This is a genomic window from Achromobacter maghribensis (assembly GCF_057334215.1).
Genome location: NZ_JBHFII010000014.1, coordinates 1 through 19,946, shown reverse-complemented (window position 1 = coordinate 19,946; position 19,946 = coordinate 1). Strand labels below are relative to the sequence as shown.

Below are 19,946 nucleotides of genomic sequence, written 5' to 3'. Positions count from 1 at the left end.
CAATGGATCTAGTTCAGCAGGGCTTGTTGTGTTGGAAATTACATAGACGCCAAGTGCTAACACGGCATATGTGGGCTCGACGTGATGATATTTCTAGTGCGGTAGTTGGATAAGCTAAATCGACTGCATGGACTCTACTTTGGTTCATTTATCGATGTGGTTACGAGTCCGACAAGATGACCACAAAGTTCCTCAACACCACCCATCAAGTTCGACATCACCCACGTATCCATAGGGTGCTCCCTCGTATCCCCCGCCTCACTCACCCCATTTCCCACGATCCGAGCAATAGCCCCAATCCCCTGGCAAGCCCGCTCCATCTTCCTCAAATCATCCACCCGCACAACAGCAAACTCCGGATCATCCGGCGTGGCCCAGCGGTCATAGGTATAAGGGTGATCGTTCATAGCAGCCTCTTTTGTCGTTAGACCCGCGCCCCGCTGTCAATCGGGGTGGGCGGGCGCAAGGCCGGGTTGACAGACCGGTGACAAAAGAAACCGGCGCACGCGAGCGTGCCCCAGCCAAGGCCCGCCCATAGCAGGGACGTGCGTCGGCCTACGGACGTAAAAATGCCGCTATTGCAGCGGCAGTCCGCCTTTTGTCATTTCCAGCTGTCAAACCGGACGGTCATTGGTGTGACCGCAGGGCGAGTATACGGCGGAACGCTCTGTAAGCCGCAACGATGCGAGTGACGTTTTTGTCTCGCCCCAAACGACAGTCAGAAAGCACAAAGGGCTCCGCAGAGCCCTTCGTCATATTCATGCAGCCACCGGCACAAAAAACCGATCCTTCAACTCCTGCAACCCAATCCTCTCCAACATCTCCGTCAGCCTCTCCGCAGGCTTCCTGGTCGGCAGATTCTTATACTGCGCCACGATCAGCTCATTCTTCATCGAATGCTCCCACCCGACCAATTCCGTCACGCTAACCTGATACCCATGCGCCTCAAGCTGCAAACACCGCAGCACATTCGTAATCTGGCTACCAAACTCCCGCGTATGCAGCGGATGCCGCCAAATCTCCGCCAGCGGATCAGCCAGCGCCTTGCCCTTATTCTTCCTTAGCACCGAAGCCACTTCCGCCTGGCAGCAAGGCACCACCACGATGTACTTCGCCTTCTTCTCCAACGCAAAGTGAATCGCGTCATCCGTTGCCGTATTACAAGCGTGCAACGCCGTCACCACATCAATCGTCGCCGGCAACTTATCCGACGTAATCGACTCCGCCACCGACAGATTCAAGAACGACATCCCGCCAAACCCGAGCCGCTTCGCCAGTTCCTCTGACGACTTCACCAGTTCTTCGCGAGTCTCGATCCCATAAATATGGGACCCGTTCCCGACGGCGTCTTTCTGTTCCTTGAAGAACAAGTCATACAGAATGAACCCCAGATACGACTTACCAGCCCCATGGTCCGCAAGCGTGACCGCGCCGCGTTCTTGTTGGACGTCTTTCAGCAACGGCTCGATGAACTGAAACAGGTGATAGACCTGTTTCAGCTTACGGCGGCTGTCCTGGTTCATCTTGCCGTCGCGGGTCAGGATGTGCAGGGCTTTGAGGAGTTCGATCGACTGGCCGGGGCGGATGTCGTGGGTTTTTTCTGACATGGGAAAGGCAAAGCGCCCCGCACGGGGCGGGGCGCGTAGTGGCGCGGAAAGCGTCAGTTTAACGAAAACGCTGACGTGGCCGCAGGGCGGCGGGAAAGCGGGTCTTAGCCTACGGTGGCAAAAACCGGTTCGCCCAGGTTCAGCATCAAACGATTTGCCCAGGCGAAGATCGCGTCCGAGTGCAGCAGGTCCAGCACTTCGCCTTCGCTCAAGCCGGCATCCTTCAATGTCTGGATGCTGTTGGCGTTGACGTCGGCCTGGGCTTCGGTGATCTGGATTGAGAACTGGGCAATCGCCAGTTCACGCGCCGTGGTGCCGGCGGTGTAGGGGTCTTCGAACACTTGCGCGATCACTTCATTACGCTTGGCCAGTTGTTCGAAGCGCTGCGCGTGGACGGATGCGCAGTACACGCAGCCGTTCACACGCGAGACGACCGTGGAGCCCAGCTCGCGTTCGGCGCGCGACAGGCCGCCTGGGGCGTACATGATGGCGTTGAAGGCGGTGGAGCGCTGGCGCAGGATTTCCGGTTGGTGGACCAGGAACAGGTAGTAGTCCGAGACCTTGGCCTTGGGGTGGCTTTCTTCCAGGACGGCGACTTGTTCCGGGGTGGCGGTGTCGACGTTGACGACGTCGAGCCATGCCTTCCACTCCAGCACTTCGTTGGTGAAGCCGTGGGCCTTGATGACGGCGCCGGGTTCGGTGGCGGCGGTGTTGGGTTCGAAGGGCGCGGGCGGGACGGCGGCGGCGCGGGGGGCTTGGCCTTCCAGGTCTTTCATCGCGGCCAGGCCGGCGACCAGACGGGTCTGGTACGACAGGAAGGCGATCAGTTGCGACAGGGTGACCACCGCGGGCGTGGTGACGCCGGCTGCGGGCAGGGTCTTCAGTGCGGCTTCGTCGCCTTCGACGGGGTTTTCGATCAGCTTGCGCGTGAATTCCAGCACGGCAGCCAGGCGCGGGGTGGAGGCGTCTGACGGCTTGCCGGATTCCGCGACGGCGATGTCGGCGGGGGCTGCGTCCGTTTCCGCCAAGCGTGCGCGATAGTGCGAGGCCAGCAGCGGCGACAGGCTGATGCGGGTGGCGTACAGCGCGACCAGCAGGCGTTCGGCTAGCGACAGGCCGGGGAGTGCCGGGTCGAACAGGGCGTCGTAGCTGCCTTGCGTGGCGGCGGCGACTTTTTCGCGTTGGTGGCGGACTTCAAAAGTTTTGCTGCCGGGGGTCAGGCCGACGAGCTTGTCGACCAGATCATTGACCGCGTCATAGACGATGGGTTGTTGTGCCATGGGGATGTTCTCCTTGGTGTCTGATCAGCCGGCGTTGCCGGAAGTGCTTGCCGAATGTGCAGGAGCCGAAGCCGCAACCGCACGCGCCTTCGCCGCCGCGTCCAAAAACTTCTTCACGCCTTCCCACGATTCCTGGTCGGCGCGTGCGTTGTCTTTCGGATTCCCGCCGCTGGTGCTGATCTTGCCCGACACGGGGTGGGCGTAGACGAGCTGGGTGGTGGGCACGTACGGGAACAGGATCGAGTGGCCGCCGTTTTCGTAGTCGAGCCATTCGACGGGGTAGGGGTGTTTCACGTCGACCAGCTTGTCCTGCACCATCTTTGAATACAGGCTGGACGGCCACGAGCCGTCGTCGGTGCCGGACAGCAGCATGACCGGGCCTTCGATGTCTTCCACGCGAATACGGGCGCGGGCGACGGCGTCGGGGTCTTGCAGCGCGGTCAGGATGGCTTTCTCGTGACGATGCGGCGATGGGCCTTCGTCAAACGGCGCCCAGGTGGCGGTGCGGTTGTTCTCCCAGACGTGGGGGATGGGCTTGCCGCCCAGCAACCACGTGGGGCCTTCGCGGCCGATCTTGGGGTCGCAGGCGTTCTGGCCGCTGTGGACGACGGCGCCGGGTACGTAGGCGACGACGGCGGACACTTCCTTGGGGAAGGTTGCGCCCAGCAGCAGCACCAGTTCACCGCCGCGCGACTGGCCGCTGATGGCGACGAAGTCGTGCTTGGGCTGGACCTTTTTGCGCAGCCAGCGCAGGCCGGTCTGGAAGTATTCCAGCGGGGTGTTCGAGATGTAGTCGGACAGGCCCGGCGCTTTGAAGTACGCCAGCGCAAAGGCGGCGTAGCCGCGCGATGCGTACAGCGCCGCGCGGGGTTCGTTGATGCCGCCGCCCGAGCCGTTCAGGATCATGACGGCGGGGTGCGAACCGGGCTTGCTGCCTGCCGGCAGGTACAGCGTGCCGACCAGACCTTCTTCGCGGACCTCGTGGCGCGTGACGCCGTCCAGCGCCAAGCGTTGCGTGAACGTGGCTTGTGCCTGCATGTCGGCTACAGCGCCGGCTTCAGCACCGCGTTCAACCGCACCCACACGTGCAACCACATCGGTAACCAACGCATCGGTCACCGGGTGGTTGAAGTGTTCGCGGCTGGGCGAGTCCACCGGGGCTTGCGACCAGATCAGGCCCATGGGCGACAAACCGGTGTAGTCGCCCGAGACGGGCGCGTCGCGGGTCAGGTCGACGGCGCCGTCTTCGCCCGCCGTGTAGGCGGCCTGGGCTTGCCACAGCACGCCGTTGCGGCGGGTGCGCGCGGTGATTTGCACCGTTTGGCCGGGTGCCACGTTTTCCACCCGGATCTGGCGCGGAACGTCGATCAAGGCGTCCGCGGGGGTGATGGTCAGGGTCGGCGCCATGGCTTATTTACCGGCAGCGGCGGCGGGTTCTTTGGTGACCATCATGGCGGCCGTGCGGTCGCTGGTCATCGGCGTCACCTTCAAGCCCTTCTTGGTGGCCCAGATGTTCTTGTAGTGGAACAGCGGGATGATGCCGACGTCGTCGGACACCAGCTTGACCGAGTCGCGCAGGATGGCTTCACGCTTGGCCACATCGAATTCCGACGTGGACTGTTCCAGCGCGGCGTCTACCTTGGGGTTGGTGTAGTGGCCCCAGTTGGACGCGCCCAGGCCCTTCTTGGCGTCGACGGTGGCCAGGATGTTGACCAGCGCGTAGCTGGCTTCACCCGTGCCGTTGCCCCACGCCAGCATGCTGACGGCGAATTCGTTCTTGTTGGCGCGGCCCGAATACACGGCCCATGGCACCACTTCCACTTGGGTCTTCACGCCGACGCGGGTCCAGAACTGCGCAACCGCCTGGGCCGTTTCCGGACCTTGCGGGTAGCGGTCGTTCGGCACGTGCATGGTCAGCTTGAAGCCGTCGGGAAAGCCCGCTTCGGCCAGCAGTTTCTTAGCTTGCGCGACGTCGTTGGGGATGTCTTTCACGTCGGGGTTGTAGCCGAAGGTGCCCTTGGGCATCCACTGGTTGGCTTCGGTGGCGGCGCCTTGCAGGATGCGGTCGGAAATGGCCTTGCGGTTGATGGCCAGGTTCAGCGCCTGACGCACGCGCAGGTCCAGCAGCGGGTTCTTGTCCAGCGGCTTGCCATTGTTGTCGGTGATGTACTGGTTGGGCGCGGGGTTGAAGCTGGGTTGCAGGATCATGACGCGCAGGCCGTCGTACGGGTACACCGCGATGTTCGGGGCCTTTTGCAGCTTGGCCAGGTCCGACACCGACACCTTGTCGATCACGTCCACGTCACCGGCCAACAGCGCAGCGGTGCGCGAGGCGGCGTTGTTGATGTAGCGGTAATTGACCTTGTCCCAGGTGGCCTTCTCGCCCCAGTGGCCGTCGTTGCGTTCCATGATGACGCGGTCGCCCGGCGTGTAGGACACGAACTTGTACGGGCCGGTGCCCACCATGGCCTTGCCCGAGTTGTAATCTTCGGTGGTGGACTTTTCACCGACGTGCTTGCTGACGACGTGCACGGATGCCAGGTTCAGCGGCAGGTCGGGGTTGGGCGCCTTGGTCTTGACGATGAGCGTCAGCGGGTCTTTGGCGGTCATCGTGTCGATGGTGCGCAGGTAGCCGGCGTAGGTGGCCACGCTGCCCGGCACGGCGCGCGCGCGGGTGTAGGAATAGATCAGGTCGTCGGCGGTGAAGGGCGTGCCGTCTTGCCACTTGACGCCTTCACGCAGCTTGAATTCCCAGGTGGTGGGGTCCAGCGGCTTCCAGCTGACGGCCAGGCCGGGTTGCAGCTTGTTCCACTTGTTCTCGATCAGCAGATCCCAGAAGTGCAGGGCCACCGAGCGGTCGCCGGCGTGGTTGTTCAGCTGCGGGTCCAGGGACGATAGCGGGTCGGCGAAGCCGATCGACAGGTTGTCGGCGGACGCGGCGGCAGAGGCGCCCAGGATGGCGGCGGTCAGGGTCGAAAGAATCAAGCGTTTCATGTTCGGGGTCCTTGGTAGGGGGGGAACGAGTTAAGTGTTCCGAAGGCTGCGTTGTCATTCAGGCCAATAAAGGCATCAAGAACAACGCGGCCAATTAGGTTCAGGCCATGTCGTTCAAATGACAGGCGCTTAAATGGTTGATGGCGATTCCCTTCAACGTGGGAACCTCGGTCTTGCAGTGCGGCATCGCATGCGGACATCGCGGATGAAAATGGCAGCCGCCGGGCGGGTTCAGCGGGCTGGGAATCTCGCCCTTGATCGCGGTAAAGATCTTGTGGCGCGACTTCAGGCTGGGAATTTCCGCCAGCAGCGCTTGCGTGTACGGGTGGTTGGGGCGCTGGAACACTTCGTCCACCGTGGCCGTTTCCACGACGCGGCCCAGGTACATGATGACGACGCGGTCAGACAGGTGTTCCACCACGCCCAGGTCATGGCTGATGAACAGATACGTCAGGTTCAGTTCTTCGCGCAGGTCCATGAAAAGGTTCAGGATTTGCGCTTGAATGGACACGTCGAGTGCGGCCACGGCTTCGTCGCACACCAGCATGGACGGCTGCACGGCCAGCGCGCGGGCAATGCCGATGCGTTGGCGCTGGCCGCCGCTGAATTGGTGCGGGTAGCGTTGGCGCAGGGCAGGGTCCAGCCCCGCGCGTTCCAGCTGGGCGCTGACGTAGTCGTCAAAGCCCGAGTTGTCGACCAGCCCGTGGATGCGGGCCGCTTCGCCCACGATCTCGTCCACGCGCAGGCGCGGGTTGAGGCTGGCGTAGGGGTCCTGGAAAATCATCTGCACGGTCAGGCGCGCGGCGTGGGCGGCGGCCGAGTTCATGTCGGACGGGCGCACGCCGTTGATGCGCACTTCACCGCCGGACGGCGTCAACAAGCCTGCGGCGATGCGGCCCAGGGTGGACTTGCCGCAACCGGATTCACCAACCAGGCCGACGACTTCGCCGGGGTTCACGATCAGGTCCACGTTGTCGACCGCGCGCGTGATGGCGGGCGGCTTGGACAAGCCCAGCTTTTGCATGGCGCGGCCGGCTGCGCCGACCTTTCTTTCACCAAAGCGCTTGCTGACTTGAGAAAGGTCAATCAGCGGCGTGGGGGCGGCGGATACAGTCATGCCGTCACCTCGTTGTGGATCTGGATAGTCGGATGGAAGCAACGCACATCGTGTTCGGGCAGGGCTTGAGTGATGCCGGGTTGCTGGCCACAGGCGGCGGTGGCGCGCGAGCAGCGCGCGGAAAACGCACAGCCGGCGGGCAGGTGCAGCAGGTTGGGCGTCATGCCGGGAATCTGGCGCAGGCGCTGGCCCCGCAGGTTATTGCTGGGCAGGCTGTCGATCAGGCCGACGGTGTAGGGGTGCTGCGGGCGGTCAAGCACGTCGTCGACCTTGCCGTGTTCGACGATGCGGCCGGCGTACATCACGGCCACGTCATCAGCAAGGCCCGCCACCACGGACAGATCATGCGTAATCCAGATCAGGCTGGTGCCGTGCTGCTGCGCCAGCTTTTGGACTTCAGACAGAATCTGCGCCTGGATGGTGACGTCCAGCGCGGTGGTGGGTTCGTCGGCAATGATCAGGTCAGGGCGATGCAGCATGGCGATGGCGATAGCCACGCGCTGGCGCATGCCGCCAGACAGTTGGTGCGGATAGGCCAGCAAGCGTTCTTCGGGGCTGGGAATGCCCATCATGCCCAGCGTGTCGCGGGCCAGCGTGCGGGCTTGTGCCTTGCTCATCTTGTTATGCGCGCGCACGGTTTCGATCATCTGCACGTCAACGCGCAGGACCGGGTTCAGCGTCATCATCGGATCTTGAAAGATCATGGCGATGCGGTTGCCTTGCAACTTGCGCAAGTCACGCGGGGCCAGCTTGGTCAGGTCGCGGCCCTGGAACAGGATTTCGCCGCCGACGATGCGGCCGGGGGCGTCGACCAGACCCATGATGGAAAAGCCCGTCACGGATTTGCCCGAGCCGGATTCTCCGACCAGGCCCAGGATCTTGCCGCGCTCCAGCGTGAACGACACGTCGTCCACGGCGGGCAGCACGCCCGCGCGGGTATGGAAGTGCGTGCGCAGGTTGCGCACTTCAAGCGTGGCCGGCGCGCCGGTAGCGGTGCGGTCGGTCATTTGTGAGTCCTTGGGTTCAGCACGTCGCGCAGGCGGTCGCCCACCAGGTTGATGGCCACGATGGTGATCAGCAGCGCGATGCCGGGGTAGAAGCTGATCCAGTATTCGCCGGACAGCATGTATTGAAAGCCGTTGGAAATCAGCAGGCCCAGCGACGGTTCGGTCACCGGCACGCCCAGGCCCAGAAAGCTCAAGGTGGCTTCCAGCGTGATGGCGCGCGCAATCTGCAAGGTGCCGATGACGATCAGCGGCGGCAGGCAGTTGGGCAGAATGTGCTTCAACATGATCCGCCAGTTGGGAATGTCCAGGCAGCGGGCGGCTTCCACGTATTCACGGCGGCGTTCCACCAGCGCCTGGCCGCGCGCGGTGCGGGCGTAGTAGGCCCATTCCAGAATCACCAGCGTCAGCACCACGTTGCCCACGCCCTTGCCCAGAAAGGCCAGGATCATCATGGCCACCAGGATGGACGGGAACGACAGGATCAGGTCGACCAAACGCATGATGAAGGCGTCGACCTTGCCGCCCGCGTAGGCGGCCAGCAGGCCCAGCAGCGTGCCGACGATGCCGGCGATAACGGCCGAGCCCACGCCCACCATCAAGCTGATGCGCAGGCCGTACAGAATGCCGGACAGCAGATCGCGCCCTTGGCCGTCGGTGCCCAGCCAGTAGTGGAAGGTGTCCAGGCCGTTCATGGAACCCGGCGGCATGCGGGAATCCAGCACGTCGATTTGCAGCAGGTCATACGGGTTCTGCGGCGAGATCCACGGCGCAAAGATGGCGGCCAGGATCAGCAGCGTGGCCACGGCCAGGCCGAACACCGCCGTCTTGGACGACAGGAATTCGGTCAGGTTGCGGCGCCAGGGCGATTCGCGGCGCAGGGCGGGAACCTTCTCGGGGGTTGCAGTGGTGCTCATGCCGAGCCCTCCAGCCGTACCCGGGGGTCCAGCACTTTATAAAGAATGTCGACGATCAGGTTCAGCGTGACGAACAGGCACACGACCACAATCAGGTAGGCCACGATCACGGGGCGGTCCAGCGCGTTCAGGCTGTCCAGGATCAGTTTGCCAGCGCCCGGCCACGAGAAAATGCTTTCCGTGATGACGGCGAACGCAATGGTCGAACCCAGCTCCAGCCCCAGCACGGTCACCAGCGGGATCATCGTGTTGCGCAGCACGTGCACACAGACCACGCGAAACGGCGACAAGCCTTTGGCGCGGGCGAACTTCACGAAGTCCAGCGGCATCACGTCGCGCACGCCGGCGCGGGTCAGGCGGATGACAAGCGAAATCTTGAACAGCGACAGGTTCAGGGCGGGCAAGATCAAATGGCGCCAGCCGTCGGCGGTGAGCCACGACCACTGAAAGCCCAGGAATTCCACCGTCTGCCCCCGGCCGCTGGCGGGCAGCCAGCCCAGCGACACGCTGAACGTCATGATCAGCATCAGCGCCACCCAGAACGTGGGCAGCGAGAAGCCGACGATGCTGCCGGCCATGATCATTTTGGAAAAGCGGCTATCGGGGTACAGGCCGGCAATCAAGCCCAGCGGCAGGCCGATGATGACGGCCAGGCCCAGGGCGCTGATCGCCAGTTCCAGCGTGGCGGGCAGGCGCTGGATGACGAGTTCAATCGCGGGAATGTTGTAGACGAAGCTGTTGCCCAGGTTGCCATGCAGCGCCCCGTTCAGAAAGCCCAGGTATTGCTGCCACAGCGGTTTGTCCAAGCCCAGTTCCGCGATGATGCGGGCGCGGTCCACCTGGTCCACGTCCTGGCCGATCAGGATGTCCACGGGGTTGCCGATGGCGTGCAGGCCCACGAAGACGATCAGCGTCATCAGCAACACCACCACCGCCGCTTGCGCGACACGGCGTATCAACCAACCGGTCATTGCGTGGTCTCCGCTTGCGAGGCCGGGGTGGCGATTGCCGCGGGCGGCGGGGCCGGCGTCCATTCATCGCCGAACACTTCCGGTTCGGAAAACGCTTCCATGTTCGCGTAGTACGTTTCGACGTCTTCGCGGTAGAACAGGCCGGCGATGCCTTGCGCCAGGCGCTTGGCGCCGTCGCTGATGGCGGGGATGTCGCCCGAGATCGTGCCTTGGGTCAGCGCGGCGGGGTAGGAAAAGCAGTGCACGCGGTCCAGACCCGGGCAGGCGCCGGGCAGTTTTTCTTGCAGCTCGAAGACGGCGCCCAGGTCGGGCGAGTCATGCAGTTCCTGGTCTTCTTCGCCGGCGGGCGGGGTGAACCGGTCGCCCCAGTTGCGCACGTGAGGCGCCAGCGGCGCGAATTCCGGGCGCACGGTCCAGTCGATACGAAAGCCCGTGGAGAAGATCAGGAAGTCCAGCACGAACACGCCCTTGGGCGTGGTGACGTGGATGTCGTCGCCCACCATTGCCAGGTCTTGCACGCCACAGCCCAGGTTGAAGCGGGCGTTCGGGAAGCGCGACACGCGCAAGGTGCTGCCGCGCGGGGGCGGCACTTGCGCGGCGTTGATGTAGTGGCGGATCTTCCACTTCCATTCGTCGGGCAGGGTCAGGTGGCCGTGGGTCAGGCCGGGGTTGCCCGCGCCTTTGCCTTTGTTCACGCGCGGGATGTCGTTGCGGCGGATCAGCAGGTCCACGCTGGCGGCGCCGGCTTCCAGCGCGGTGCCGGCGCTGTCCATGGCGGACGCGCCCGCGCCGACGACGCCGACGCGCTTGCCGGCCAGCGTGGAGTAGTCCATCACGTCGGACGAATGCGCCCAGCGGTCACGCGGCAGTTTCTGGGCAAAGTCAGGCACATAGGCGCCGCCCAGGCCGTCGCGGCCGGTGGCCAGCACGACGCGGCGGGCCAGCACGGTGCTGCGTCCGGCGGGCGATTCGATGTCCAGTTGCACCAGGCGGTCGGCGCGGGGTTGCACGGACAGCACGCGATGCTTGTTGCGCACGTCCAGGTTCAGCACGCGGCGATACCAGCGCAGGTAGTCCATCCATTGCAGGCGCGGAATCTTGTCCAGCGCGTCCCATTCGGCGGTGCCGAATTGCGCTTCGAACCAGGCGCGGAACGTCAGCGCGGGCAAGCCCAGCGCGGGGCCGGTCAGCTGCTTGGGACTACGCAGCGTTTCCATGCGGGCGGTGGTGGCCCACGGGCCCTCGTAGCCTTCGGGCGCCTGATCGAAGATGGGCGTGGTGATGCCCAGGTGCGTCAACGACGCGGCCGCGGCCAGGCCGGCCATGCCGCCGCCGATGACGACAACGTCCAGTACCTGTTGTCCATCAACCAGACGGGGCGCAACCCAGTTCTTGGCGGGAATTTCCAGCCAGGACAGGTCTTGCCGCAGACGCGCTTCCAGCGCATCCAGGCCTTGCGGCGGGGTGGCAATGGGCAGATTCATAGTGTGGGGGTGTCCAAAACAGGGGCGTCATCACCGTAGATCGACTGCAACAGCGCCGCGTGTTCGCAGGCGTCGTGCAGCACAAAACCGGGCAGCAGGGCGGCGGCGGCTTCGGCCAGGGCGTCGGCCATGGCCTGGCAGGCGGGCGTCAACGGTTGCGATTGCGGTTGCGATTGCGGGGTGATGACCCCGAAGAAAAAAGGAATGTCCAGGTCGATGGGGCGGATCGCCACGCCCGGCATCGGGACGCCGTAAGCGGTGATCGGTTCCAGCACCGACACGCCCAGCCCGGCGCGCACGGCGGCCAGGGCATTGACGGACGAATTGGTTTCGATTGTGCCCGGCGCATTGCCGTCCGGCGCCAGTGCGGCGTCCAGGCGGCGACGCAGCCGGTACGGGTTGGCCATGGTGATCAGGCGGCGGCCGGCCAGCAGATGAACGGGCACCACGTCGTGCGCGGCTAGCGGATCGCCGTCGCGCAGTGCCACGACGCAGGGCGCTTGGGCAATCCAATGCACCGTCAGGCCGCGATGTTCCAGCGGCAAACTGGTGGCGCCCAGTTGCGCGGCGCCGGTCAGCACCGCGTGCACCACGCGTTCGGGCGAGGCGCTGCGCACTTGCACGCGCGTGGCGCCCGTTTGGGATTCGATGCGCTTGAGCGCGTCGGGCAGCAGGCCTGCGGCCAGCGCCGACGTTGCCGCCAGCAGCAGCGGCTTGGCTTGGCCCCGCGCAATTTCTTCGGCGCGGCTGCGAATCTGCTGCAAGCCGGCCAGCGCGCGTTCTACGTCGTCATACAGCAGAAAGCCCTGTTCGGTAGGCGTGACGCGCGGTCCGCTGCGGTTGAACAAGGCATAGCCGATCTCGGCTTCCAGCTCTTGCAACAGGCGGCTGATGGCCGGCTGCGAGCGCCCAAGCAAACGCCCGGCAGCGGTGACGCTGCCCGTAGACATGACGGCCGCGAAGGCCTCGAGTTGACGTAATTCCATCTGCGTTGCTTTATGCTCAGGACGAATTCTTGCCCGGCAAGTATGCGCGCTGCAAATAGTTAAAAGGCATAAGCAAATTCCCTAATGGGGATTTCCTTATGCCTTTACATTACTTTCAGTTATTTCAATGACTTAGGAAAATTGCCTCAGGCGGCGATACGAAGCGTGGGTGACTTTTGGGTGACTTGACGCTGCCGCATATCCCGCATGATCGCCAGAAGGTTGAGGGATTCCCCGTCTGCGCCGGGCTGACGGATAGCCTCAAGGGCCTTGTAAATCTCTCGCAACTGAGCAACAGCATAGTGCTCGGTCATGCCCCCGCCGCCGTGCCAAAGGATCTCATTTTGGGTCCGATCTGAGACCCCAGCCGCCCGCAGGCGCATCCCCACGGTATGGCGCAAGTCATGCAAGTGCAGGTCTCCAAGCCCCGCCGCGGCACGAGCTTTGTTCCATGCGTACTCAAATCGCATGGCAAGCGGCTTGTGCGGGCGTTCCGGCACCTGCCAGCCTAGCCGGTGGGGACCTTTAGCCAGTCGTGCCCATTTGGGCAAATCCTTGACGTAAGTGAACACCAATTCGGAATGCTTACCCCTTTGGCTTTCCACTATCCCTTGGGCTATCGAATTGCAGACAATTATGCGTTCGTGCTTACGGCCCTTCACATACTCGCGTGGAACGATGAAGATGGAGGATATGACGTCTGGGACAATCTCCAATTGGATTTCCCAGTCCCAGCGGAGATTGGCCAAAACGTTCTTTCGAACTCCAGTGTTGAGGTCGAAGAGGGCCAACTTTGCGAGATACCCCGGGCAGTGTGTAAGTAGTGTCTCCTGTTCCGCCCAGGTGATCGGCCGCGGGGGGCGCTGGTCACGAAGGCGGAGCAAGCTGATGTGGGGGGCGGACTCCAGCCACGTCAGCCGGTTGGGAAATCGCCACTTTTTTGCAGCACGGTTGCAAATCGCCCGGACGCATTCGAGGCTGTTGTTGACCGTCTTGTCGGCCCAGCCATAGGCCTTGCGGTCGTCTATGAATGCGGCGAGCGCGTCGTCATCGAGTTGATCTAATGTTAAAGAGCCAACTTGCGCGATAAGCGGTTCTAGCGCATATGACGCAGGTTCGGCCGATGGTGTGTCGGCCTTTTCCAGCAAATATCGAGCGGCGGCTTTCGCTAACGTCACTTTGGGGCGCAATCCCTCAGTGCCGGCGACGCGAATAGCCTCCTTCTGCTGAATCAGGAAGTCTTCCGCTTCTGCCTGACTAGCGAAACCACGCTTCCGAATTCTTCGCTTCCTGTACTTGGCATCGACGTCGAACGTGCCGTCGGACGCCGTTTGGATGCCAGCCTTGTTTGAACGCCCCATGATGATGCTCCTTGTAGAACTGGGGGACGCTCGTTACCCGCCAGCAGTTTAGCCCCTTCCTTGTATGCGTCCCAGGCCGCGTCCAGGTCGGTCCGTTCATAAATCGTGGCCGTCCCTGCGCGCGTGCCCTTGCCTGAAAGTAGGGGCGCGAGATTGGTGTCGAAGAATTTCCGCTTCACGCCCAGGTATGCCTGGGCTTCCTGAGTATTGAATCCGCGCTTTTGCATGTGCCCCTCTAGAACGAAGCCCGCGGCTAGGCGGGCTTCAAGAAAGTGCTTGTGGGTTGTCGTATTGCGCCGGTCATCGATACATGCTCTGATGCGGCGCCTTGCGTTGGTGCTTGGGTCGATGGGTCAGGCCGAGAACGGCCCCCAGGATGATCCCGAGCGGGACGGCGAGGATGTAGAGTGCGGCCATGTCGGCTCCGTCAATTGTTCGTCGGGGGCGCGGCCACGGCGGCGCGGACCCTATCGGCCAGCTCGCGGCGCGAGTAGATGCCGGCCTGAAACAGCGTGCCGTCCTCAATCTTGTCCGCTATGACGCCTGCCAATCGCAGCGTTTCATCGCTCGGTGCGGCTACAGGGGCGCTTGCCTGAAGCTCCTTCATCGCGAGGCATTCCAGCTCTCTGGCGTACCAGTAGGTATTTCTACCGGCTTGTGGAACCAACAGCGAGATGTCACCCTTAACACGCAAAGGGGCCGCAGTTCTCCAGATCACGAAGGACCAATTATGTTGGACGGCACTATTATCGTGCATGGCGTTCGTTCCATTTATCGCATCGCACCCTCGGGAACCGGTGATGGGTATGTTGTCCATCTGAGCGTTGGGGGAGCGGAATGGCAGCTCGTGGCGCGACCGCATGTCGTCTATCCGGATGTCGAGGCAGCGCGATGTGCGGCCAGAAAGCAGGTTGCGGAATCCCGCGGTCGAAAAGTCGCCGTGATTTGAATCCTGGTAGATGGTAGGGACTTCACAATCAACGTGATTCTTCCGCATCGAGGGGGCCGTGCAGCGCGCGACCTCAGAATGTCCGGCAACCTTGCCCGCCTGCACGCCCTCCGCGCGCAGCTTGGACATGATGCAGGCGCGCCAGCCGTTGGCGAAGTGGCTCAGTTCGGTAGCGTTGGCCGGGTCGTCTGCGTCCGCCGCGTAGCTGAGTTCGAATGCTTTGTGGATTTCCTTGGTTGCCGCCTGGGCGGCGTCGTTCTGTTCGGTCATGCTGTTACCGCCTCTTTGCTGAGGTCGTATTGCTCGATACCCCAGGCCAGCGCGAAACAGCACCAGCGGAAGCGATGGGTGTAATCGGTGAAGTCGTAGTCCCACAGGTCTTCGAAGCACCACGCTCGTTTGCCGTAGCTGTAGGAAGACCGCAAGCCGTCCGCAGTCCAGCTGAAGTCACGGGCCGCAATGTAAGCCGCGTGTTCGCCATCGTCGTTCAGGCGAGCAAACACATCTTCATCGACGGCCTCCCACAGTTCGCGGCGTTGGTCTTTCGTGAGCGTGCCTTCGTTGCGGGCATCTCGGATCCACCGCAGACGGATTCCGTTGATGACGCGGCGCATCTTTTCTTCGCTGAACTCCTGGGCACTCCCGTTACGGCGGCTCCCATCTACGGCCTGAAGCTTTTCCGACCAGTACGACAGGTTCACCGAGAGCCGGCGGCCGCGACGCTGGGCGTATTCGCGATCTGTGCGGAAGAACTCGAACATGTCCTGGAGGCGGCTGAACACGTAGGTGCCCTTATCGCCCGTGTAGCAGAGATATCCCGGCCAGGTGATCAGATCGAAGTGCATGCACATCGTGCCGGGCTTGTGGAATCTGATGTGGCGGTGGAGGCCGTCATCGCGGATCACTTCGACGACATGGTGTTCAACGTCTTTCAGAAACTCGTTTTCGGTGAGGGCGCTCATGCGGTGGCTTCCTGTTCGGTGGGGATTTCGGCCTGGCTGGCAGCTGCTGCGGCTTCCGCCAGGCGGCGCTGCTTATCGGCCTGTTTGGCGCGGACGGTCTCGACGGCGCTGTGTGCCTGGAACAGTTCCAGGAGGGCGGCGGTCGGGATGGTGATGGTTTCGGTCGCTACGCGGCCTTCCTGGATGTCTAGGAGGGTTGCGCGCTGGTTGGCGTCTAGTCCCTTGATGAAGGCGTCCACGCCGCTGATGAGCGGGGATACGACCTTGCGGGGCAGGGCGCGGCCGTGGACGGTGCTGGCGGTGACTTTGGCCTTGCCGGCGGCTTTGGCCTGGCCGACCTTGCCGGCTAGGAATTCTCCGGCCTTGGCGCCCAGCTTGCGGACGGCTTCGATTGCCACGTCTGCGGCGACCTGGCAGGAGCGCACCAGTTCTTGCACGTCGCGCTCGGCATCGGCCAAGACAAGATAGTTTTCGACGTGAGTTCGGCTGCAATGGACGATGGTGGCGATTTCCGCGCTGTCCAGGCCGGCACCACGAAAGCGTTTGAAACCGCGTGCGGCTTCCAGGGGCCGCAGCGGGGCGTTTCGGTTGCTTGTGAAGATCCGCGCCTCTCGGTCGATTACGTTCCCTTGGAACGCGACGATGGAAACCCATTCGATGGGGAAGCCTCGGTCGATGGCACGGCCGATGGCGTCATAGCGGCGGTGGCCGTCCACCAGTTCAACGCCGGAGACATCGGGCGACACCACCACCTCCAAAGCCGGAAGCGTGCCGCCGGCCATGATGTAGGCAGTCAAATCTTCAACGCCGGCCTCGTACTCTTCATCCAGATCCCGGAGGTTAAAGCCGGGTTTCACGTGGATATCGCCGTAGCGGGCTTTCATTGCGTCGGCGCGTTTAATCGTGCCGTCCTTGATCATCGTCTTAAACGATGCGGGGGGATGGGTCATGCTGACACTCCTACGGTGATGGGGTACGATTCCTGCCGCTTGGGGAGAAAAAATGAAACATGCACAGCTATGCATAGGCGCCGGCCTCATGTTGCTGGGCGCCTGGATGGGTATGGCGTTCTCTACTGTGACGGATGCAACGGCGGCGGCGAAATGGTGGGACTTGATGACGGCCTTCGGTACTGTGGGTGCGGCCGTCGCTGCAGTTGCCGTGCCCCTGTATCAAAATTGGGATCGTCGCCGAGAGTTAGACCGGGATCGAGCTATTGGTGAATTCGCGCTTGCGCAAGCAGTTCAACAGACCAGCTACGCACTGTTAGAGTTGGCTCGACGCTGGAAGAAAGGCGGCACGCTTCCGAAGCCGGCTATCCTCGCAAGCTATGTCCAACAGTTAGGCCAGCTCAAGACAGGTCTTTCGGGAACGCTTCGCATCTATGTTGCGGGTCAATTGTTCGAGGTCGCCACACTGCTTCACGCGGAGGCCGACGATCGTCACAAAGGTAAGCCTAACGTTCGTCCTGTTGTAGCCGGCTTGGCTAGCTATCTAACACCGACCAATTTCTGGGATGATCATCCTCGCGTAATTGACACGCTTGAAAAGCTGCATGCGAGCGCGCAGCTTATGGAGGCTCAAGCAGTTGCCCGTTGCCAGAAGTTAGGAGTACCTGAAGCTGCTCTCGTTGGTGCGTGAGATGAGTTTCTTCACAGGCCGAACCGGCCGAAACTTTGATCAGAGCCGCCTTTCACCGCCCAGCGCGCCGACCAGCTCGGTCATCATCTTCGCCAGCTCGCCCGTCATCAACATCATGTCGGAATCGAACCTCTCGTCGTCGTTGGCGGCGACGCCTTCGTTGCCTTCTTTCAGCACGTCCAGGGGGCGCATGCGCCTTACGTCGAGTGCCTCGGTCAGGACAAACGAGATCCGGTCAGCCCAGGTCATGGCGAGGCGGGTACATTGCTTGCCGGACTGGATGTGCCGGCCTACGTCCGCGGCGTCGATGGAGTGCTTGATGTAGCGGATGGCTGCGCCACTTTCGCCGGATGACCGGAGTTCGGTGTCCTGGTCGATGGTGAAGTTGGCGGGGGCTTCGTCTTCGGCCAGCCAGCCCGTCATGGCGCTCGTCGGCGATTGTGCGACGTACAGGTTTTCCAGCGGGAACGGGTCGATGCACTTCGCCAGGATGCCAATCACCTCGTCAGCCCTGCTGGACGCTGCCGCGTCGATCACCAGCCAGCGATGGAGCGGGTCAATCCAGACGCGTGTATCGCGGTAGATGCTGAAGGCGCGGGGCAGGAGTTCGTCGGTCACGCGCTCCTTGATTTCCTTCATCTGCTTGCGGCCGGGCTTGTAGCCTTGCTGTTCTTCGATTTCTTCGGCACGGGCCTTGGCGACCTGGTTGATGACCGAAGCGGGCAGCAGCTTCTTTTCGGCGCGCAAGGACAGCAGGATTTGGCCGTTGACGAAGTGAGCCAGACCGCCATTCGCACGGGGCGGAACCCACCCGATGGACTGCATTTCGAGATTGTTGCCGGGGGCGAAGGCCTGGCGCGCCAGGGCGGCTTCCAGGTCATTGCCGAACAACGACCAGGCGGCGGACAGGCGGTAGATCTTCAGGTTCTTGAACCACATAACGGACTCCGTTGGGTTACTGCTGTTTTGGTCGACGGCCAGGCCGTTTGCCAGAGGGAATAGCGGGATGGCGTCGGCCTTCCCAGATGTTTCGGATCGTCTGCGGGGTGACCTCGTAGCACCGTGCCAGGTCGGCGCTGTTGAGAGTTCCCTTTGCCGACCGGATGAATTCGATTTCGAAGCGGGTGAGCGGTTTGGGCTTCGAATCAACCCAGCGGAATCGGCTGCGCGGGATAGGCAATTTGGGCACCCAGGCGGCGCGATCCCGCAAAATGAATTCGATGCCGTTCATATAGCGAAGCTCAGGAGCCAGCCGAGGATCTGGCGTCCGAAGAGAACGAACGCCGCGAAGCCGATGCCGGCGGCCCAAGCCCACACGGGAGGAATGTCCGCGTCCTGGCTCCAATTTCCCTGGCCTGCGTGGTCACGCGGGGCAATGAGGTTGGTCAGCTTGCACGCCGCTTGTGTGATGGACGGCAGCTTGCGGCGGCGCGCGGCAGGCGCGGTTGCAGTGATTGCGTTCATGATGCTTTCCAGGGATCAGCCGCGACATAGCGGCGGTTGAGGTATTCGCAGGCAGGGACCAGCGCCACCGCCGCCAGGGCAAGCAGGGCCAGGCCCCACCAGAAGGCGGGGATAGTTGAGGGCATGGGGATGTGCGCGGGGTGCGCGGTGGTTGCTGGTCGCCGGTTACGCTATCCGGCGTCAGGTGGCTGCTGACCGCTCCTGGCCTTATCCGCGGCTTGCCAAGCCCTGCTATGTAGGCGCGGAGCCAAGGTCTTTATCTCTCGTCTGGCGGCGAGTCGCAGGCGCCACGGGTTTTCTGCCTTGGCGGGATCTGCATTGGTACTGCGGCTTCGGAGAGCGGGCCGGCGTCGCAACGTCACCGGCGCTGAAAGTGACTTTCAGGAGGTTTCCCGGGCTACCGGCCCGCTCTCCAAAGCCGCCCCGGTGAGGCGGGGCGGGCTTGGTGCTACTTGCTGATGCTGCTGCCGAAGTTGAAGGCGTCGATCAGTTCTTCGATGAAACGGATGATCATGGCGACCATGGGTAACTCCGTTGATGAGGTTGGGAACGGGTGGACGGCGGCCTGTGCTGGTGTTCGACTTTTGCGTGTAACTCCTATTGCGAGTTGTCGCGGGAACCAAGCCGCCATAGGCTTACCGACCCATCTGATGCAGCTTTTGGTAACGCCCCGCAGGGATTGCCAGGGGGCGGGCGGAATATGATCAATCTGGATATTTCCGCTCGTGAGGATCAAAAATGAAAAAAATCTACTGCGTGTGCGCTGCCCTTTTGGCTGCGATGTCCTTCGGGGTGAGCGCAGACCCCTGGAAGGACGAATCTGGCAATGGCCGGCGCCAGCATGGCGGCTATTACGGCGGCGGTGACCACAAAGAAGAGTACTGGGATGGAAACTGCAAGGTTGAGAGAAAGTGGAAAGAGAACGGCGAGTACAAGGAGGAGCGTAAGTGCAAGCCTCCTCGCTACGTTCAACCGGCCGTACCTGTTTATCCTGCATACCCCCAACACGGAATCTCCGTTGAGCCTGGCATCGTGATCCAAGGGACAGCGGTGATCCGGTGAGCACATCGCTCGTAAGTCGAGGTCGGTAGCGCGCCCATTACGGCTATGCCCCCGTGGTACAGCAGTACCCAGTCGCCACAGCGACTAAGCCCGCTCCGGCGGGCTATTTCAATTGAGAGCACAGCTACGCACGATTTGCTTCGGGCC

General features: G+C 62.6%; 21 protein-coding genes. 2 read left to right on the top strand and 19 right to left on the bottom strand.

The window, feature by feature from the left end; translation table 11 throughout:
• Positions 1–134: 134 nt before the first annotated feature.
• From ACE039_RS05165 to ACE039_RS05095, 15 genes are all read right to left on the bottom strand, one after another.
• On the bottom strand, positions 135–407 hold the full coding sequence (locus ACE039_RS05165; RefSeq protein WP_485821830.1) for a hypothetical protein: 273 nt from the start codon (positions 405–407) through the stop codon (positions 135–137).
• A 351-nt stretch (positions 408–758) separates the two neighbouring features.
• Entirely contained in the window at positions 759–1,607 is an 849-nt protein-coding gene (locus tag ACE039_RS05160) for a class I SAM-dependent methyltransferase (protein ID WP_485821829.1), read from the bottom strand.
• Positions 1,608–1,711: 104 nt separating this feature from the next.
• Positions 1,712–2,887, bottom strand: a complete 1,176-nt coding sequence (locus ACE039_RS05155; RefSeq protein WP_485821828.1) for a CMD domain protein — start codon at positions 2,885–2,887, stop codon at positions 1,712–1,714.
• A 24-nt stretch (positions 2,888–2,911) separates the two neighbouring features.
• Positions 2,912–4,294 (bottom strand): acyl-CoA thioester hydrolase/BAAT C-terminal domain-containing protein, encoded by a 1,383-nt coding sequence (locus ACE039_RS05150; protein ID WP_485821827.1) that lies wholly within the window; start codon positions 4,292–4,294, stop codon positions 2,912–2,914.
• Positions 4,295–4,297: 3 nt separating this feature from the next.
• On the bottom strand, positions 4,298–5,881 hold the full coding sequence (locus ACE039_RS05145) for an ABC transporter substrate-binding protein (RefSeq protein WP_485821826.1): 1,584 nt from the start codon (positions 5,879–5,881) through the stop codon (positions 4,298–4,300).
• A gap of 100 nt (positions 5,882–5,981) precedes the next feature.
• On the bottom strand, positions 5,982–6,998 hold the full coding sequence (locus ACE039_RS05140) for an ABC transporter ATP-binding protein (protein ID WP_485821825.1): 1,017 nt from the start codon (positions 6,996–6,998) through the stop codon (positions 5,982–5,984).
• Positions 6,995–8,005: an ABC transporter ATP-binding protein gene (locus ACE039_RS05135; protein ID WP_346550359.1), complete on the bottom strand. Its 1,011-nt coding sequence runs from the start codon at positions 8,003–8,005 to the stop codon at positions 6,995–6,997. The genes ACE039_RS05140 and ACE039_RS05135 overlap by 4 nt, the downstream gene beginning before the upstream one ends.
• On the bottom strand, positions 8,002–8,919 hold the full coding sequence (locus ACE039_RS05130) for an ABC transporter permease (RefSeq protein ID WP_050449686.1): 918 nt from the start codon (positions 8,917–8,919) through the stop codon (positions 8,002–8,004). The genes ACE039_RS05135 and ACE039_RS05130 overlap by 4 nt, the downstream gene beginning before the upstream one ends.
• Positions 8,916–9,890 (bottom strand): ABC transporter permease, encoded by a 975-nt coding sequence (locus ACE039_RS05125; protein WP_175169190.1) that lies wholly within the window; start codon positions 9,888–9,890, stop codon positions 8,916–8,918. Before ACE039_RS05125 ends, ACE039_RS05130 begins: the two co-directional genes overlap by 4 nt.
• Positions 9,887–11,374, bottom strand: coding sequence for a SidA/IucD/PvdA family monooxygenase (locus ACE039_RS05120; RefSeq protein ID WP_485821824.1), 1,488 nt, complete (start codon positions 11,372–11,374; stop codon positions 9,887–9,889). The genes ACE039_RS05125 and ACE039_RS05120 overlap by 4 nt, the downstream gene beginning before the upstream one ends.
• Entirely contained in the window at positions 11,371–12,360 is a 990-nt protein-coding gene (locus tag ACE039_RS05115; RefSeq protein WP_485811456.1) for a LysR family transcriptional regulator, read from the bottom strand. The genes ACE039_RS05120 and ACE039_RS05115 overlap by 4 nt, the downstream gene beginning before the upstream one ends.
• A 146-nt stretch (positions 12,361–12,506) precedes the next feature.
• Complete coding sequence (locus ACE039_RS05110; protein ID WP_485821823.1) at positions 12,507–13,721, bottom strand: tyrosine-type recombinase/integrase; 1,215 nt, start codon at positions 13,719–13,721, stop codon at positions 12,507–12,509.
• Between the two features lie 427 nt (positions 13,722–14,148).
• Complete coding sequence (locus ACE039_RS05105) at positions 14,149–14,940, bottom strand: hypothetical protein (RefSeq protein WP_485821822.1); 792 nt, start codon at positions 14,938–14,940, stop codon at positions 14,149–14,151.
• Entirely contained in the window at positions 14,937–15,632 is a 696-nt protein-coding gene (locus tag ACE039_RS05100; protein ID WP_485821821.1) for a hypothetical protein, read from the bottom strand. The genes ACE039_RS05105 and ACE039_RS05100 overlap by 4 nt, the downstream gene beginning before the upstream one ends.
• Complete coding sequence (locus ACE039_RS05095; RefSeq protein WP_485821820.1) at positions 15,629–16,582, bottom strand: hypothetical protein; 954 nt, start codon at positions 16,580–16,582, stop codon at positions 15,629–15,631. The genes ACE039_RS05100 and ACE039_RS05095 overlap by 4 nt, the downstream gene beginning before the upstream one ends.
• Positions 16,583–16,634: 52 nt before the next feature.
• On the opposite strand from ACE039_RS05095, the gene ACE039_RS05090 reads away from it, so the two are divergent.
• Entirely contained in the window at positions 16,635–17,273 is a 639-nt protein-coding gene (locus ACE039_RS05090; protein ID WP_485821819.1) for a hypothetical protein, read from the top strand.
• A gap of 39 nt (positions 17,274–17,312) precedes the next feature.
• Here ACE039_RS05090 and ACE039_RS05085 read toward each other — a convergent pair whose 3' ends face one another.
• Genes ACE039_RS05085 through ACE039_RS05070 form a run of 4 tightly spaced genes read right to left on the bottom strand, consistent with a single transcriptional unit; the run spans position 17,313 to position 18,862 of the window.
• Positions 17,313–18,212 carry a recombination-associated protein RdgC gene (locus tag ACE039_RS05085; RefSeq protein ID WP_485821818.1) on the bottom strand — a complete coding sequence of 300 codons (900 nt, stop codon included), beginning with the start codon at positions 18,210–18,212 and terminating at the stop codon, positions 17,313–17,315.
• Positions 18,213–18,228: 16 nt separating this feature from the next.
• Positions 18,229–18,504: a hypothetical protein gene (locus ACE039_RS05080; RefSeq protein ID WP_485821817.1), complete on the bottom strand. Its 276-nt coding sequence runs from the start codon at positions 18,502–18,504 to the stop codon at positions 18,229–18,231.
• On the bottom strand, positions 18,501–18,737 hold the full coding sequence (locus ACE039_RS05075) for a hypothetical protein (protein ID WP_485821816.1): 237 nt from the start codon (positions 18,735–18,737) through the stop codon (positions 18,501–18,503). The genes ACE039_RS05080 and ACE039_RS05075 overlap by 4 nt, the downstream gene beginning before the upstream one ends.
• Positions 18,734–18,862 carry a hypothetical protein gene (locus ACE039_RS05070; RefSeq protein WP_485821815.1) on the bottom strand — a complete coding sequence of 43 codons (129 nt, stop codon included), beginning with the start codon at positions 18,860–18,862 and terminating at the stop codon, positions 18,734–18,736. Before ACE039_RS05070 ends, ACE039_RS05075 begins: the two co-directional genes overlap by 4 nt.
• 613 nt (positions 18,863–19,475) lie before the next feature.
• Here ACE039_RS05070 and ACE039_RS05065 point away from each other — a divergent pair.
• On the top strand, positions 19,476–19,799 hold the full coding sequence (locus ACE039_RS05065) for a hypothetical protein (RefSeq protein ID WP_485821814.1): 324 nt from the start codon (positions 19,476–19,478) through the stop codon (positions 19,797–19,799).
• Positions 19,800–19,946: the final 147 nt, after the last annotated feature.

What these genes read in the sequence shown, in the direction of transcription:
- ACE039_RS05165 (WP_485821830.1), bottom strand. Translation starts at nt 407, where the DNA reads ATGAACGATCACCCTTATACCTATGACCGCTGGGCCACGCCGGATGAT.
- ACE039_RS05160 (WP_485821829.1), bottom strand. Translation starts at nt 1,607, where the DNA reads ATGTCAGAAAAAACCCACGACATCCGCCCCGGCCAGTCGATCGAACTC.
- ACE039_RS05155 (WP_485821828.1), bottom strand. Translation starts at nt 2,887, where the DNA reads ATGGCACAACAACCCATCGTCTATGACGCGGTCAATGATCTGGTCGAC.
- ACE039_RS05150 (WP_485821827.1), bottom strand. Translation starts at nt 4,294, where the DNA reads ATGGCGCCGACCCTGACCATCACCCCCGCGGACGCCTTGATCGACGTT.
- ACE039_RS05145 (WP_485821826.1), bottom strand. Translation starts at nt 5,881, where the DNA reads ATGAAACGCTTGATTCTTTCGACCCTGACCGCCGCCATCCTGGGCGCC.
- ACE039_RS05140 (WP_485821825.1), bottom strand. Translation starts at nt 6,998, where the DNA reads ATGACTGTATCCGCCGCCCCCACGCCGCTGATTGACCTTTCTCAAGTC.
- ACE039_RS05135 (WP_346550359.1), bottom strand. Translation starts at nt 8,005, where the DNA reads ATGACCGACCGCACCGCTACCGGCGCGCCGGCCACGCTTGAAGTGCGC.
- ACE039_RS05130 (WP_050449686.1), bottom strand. Translation starts at nt 8,919, where the DNA reads ATGAGCACCACTGCAACCCCCGAGAAGGTTCCCGCCCTGCGCCGCGAA.
- ACE039_RS05125 (WP_175169190.1), bottom strand. Translation starts at nt 9,890, where the DNA reads ATGACCGGTTGGTTGATACGCCGTGTCGCGCAAGCGGCGGTGGTGGTG.
- ACE039_RS05120 (WP_485821824.1), bottom strand. Translation starts at nt 11,374, where the DNA reads ATGAATCTGCCCATTGCCACCCCGCCGCAAGGCCTGGATGCGCTGGAA.
- ACE039_RS05115 (WP_485811456.1), bottom strand. Translation starts at nt 12,360, where the DNA reads ATGGAATTACGTCAACTCGAGGCCTTCGCGGCCGTCATGTCTACGGGC.
- ACE039_RS05110 (WP_485821823.1), bottom strand. Translation starts at nt 13,721, where the DNA reads ATGGGGCGTTCAAACAAGGCTGGCATCCAAACGGCGTCCGACGGCACG.
- ACE039_RS05105 (WP_485821822.1), bottom strand. Translation starts at nt 14,940, where the DNA reads ATGACCGAACAGAACGACGCCGCCCAGGCGGCAACCAAGGAAATCCAC.
- ACE039_RS05100 (WP_485821821.1), bottom strand. Translation starts at nt 15,632, where the DNA reads ATGAGCGCCCTCACCGAAAACGAGTTTCTGAAAGACGTTGAACACCAT.
- ACE039_RS05095 (WP_485821820.1), bottom strand. Translation starts at nt 16,582, where the DNA reads ATGACCCATCCCCCCGCATCGTTTAAGACGATGATCAAGGACGGCACG.
- ACE039_RS05090 (WP_485821819.1), top strand. Translation starts at nt 16,635, where the DNA reads ATGAAACATGCACAGCTATGCATAGGCGCCGGCCTCATGTTGCTGGGC.
- ACE039_RS05085 (WP_485821818.1), bottom strand. Translation starts at nt 18,212, where the DNA reads ATGTGGTTCAAGAACCTGAAGATCTACCGCCTGTCCGCCGCCTGGTCG.
- ACE039_RS05080 (WP_485821817.1), bottom strand. Translation starts at nt 18,504, where the DNA reads ATGAACGGCATCGAATTCATTTTGCGGGATCGCGCCGCCTGGGTGCCC.
- ACE039_RS05075 (WP_485821816.1), bottom strand. Translation starts at nt 18,737, where the DNA reads ATGAACGCAATCACTGCAACCGCGCCTGCCGCGCGCCGCCGCAAGCTG.
- ACE039_RS05070 (WP_485821815.1), bottom strand. Translation starts at nt 18,862, where the DNA reads ATGCCCTCAACTATCCCCGCCTTCTGGTGGGGCCTGGCCCTGCTTGCC.
- ACE039_RS05065 (WP_485821814.1), top strand. Translation starts at nt 19,476, where the DNA reads ATGAAAAAAATCTACTGCGTGTGCGCTGCCCTTTTGGCTGCGATGTCC.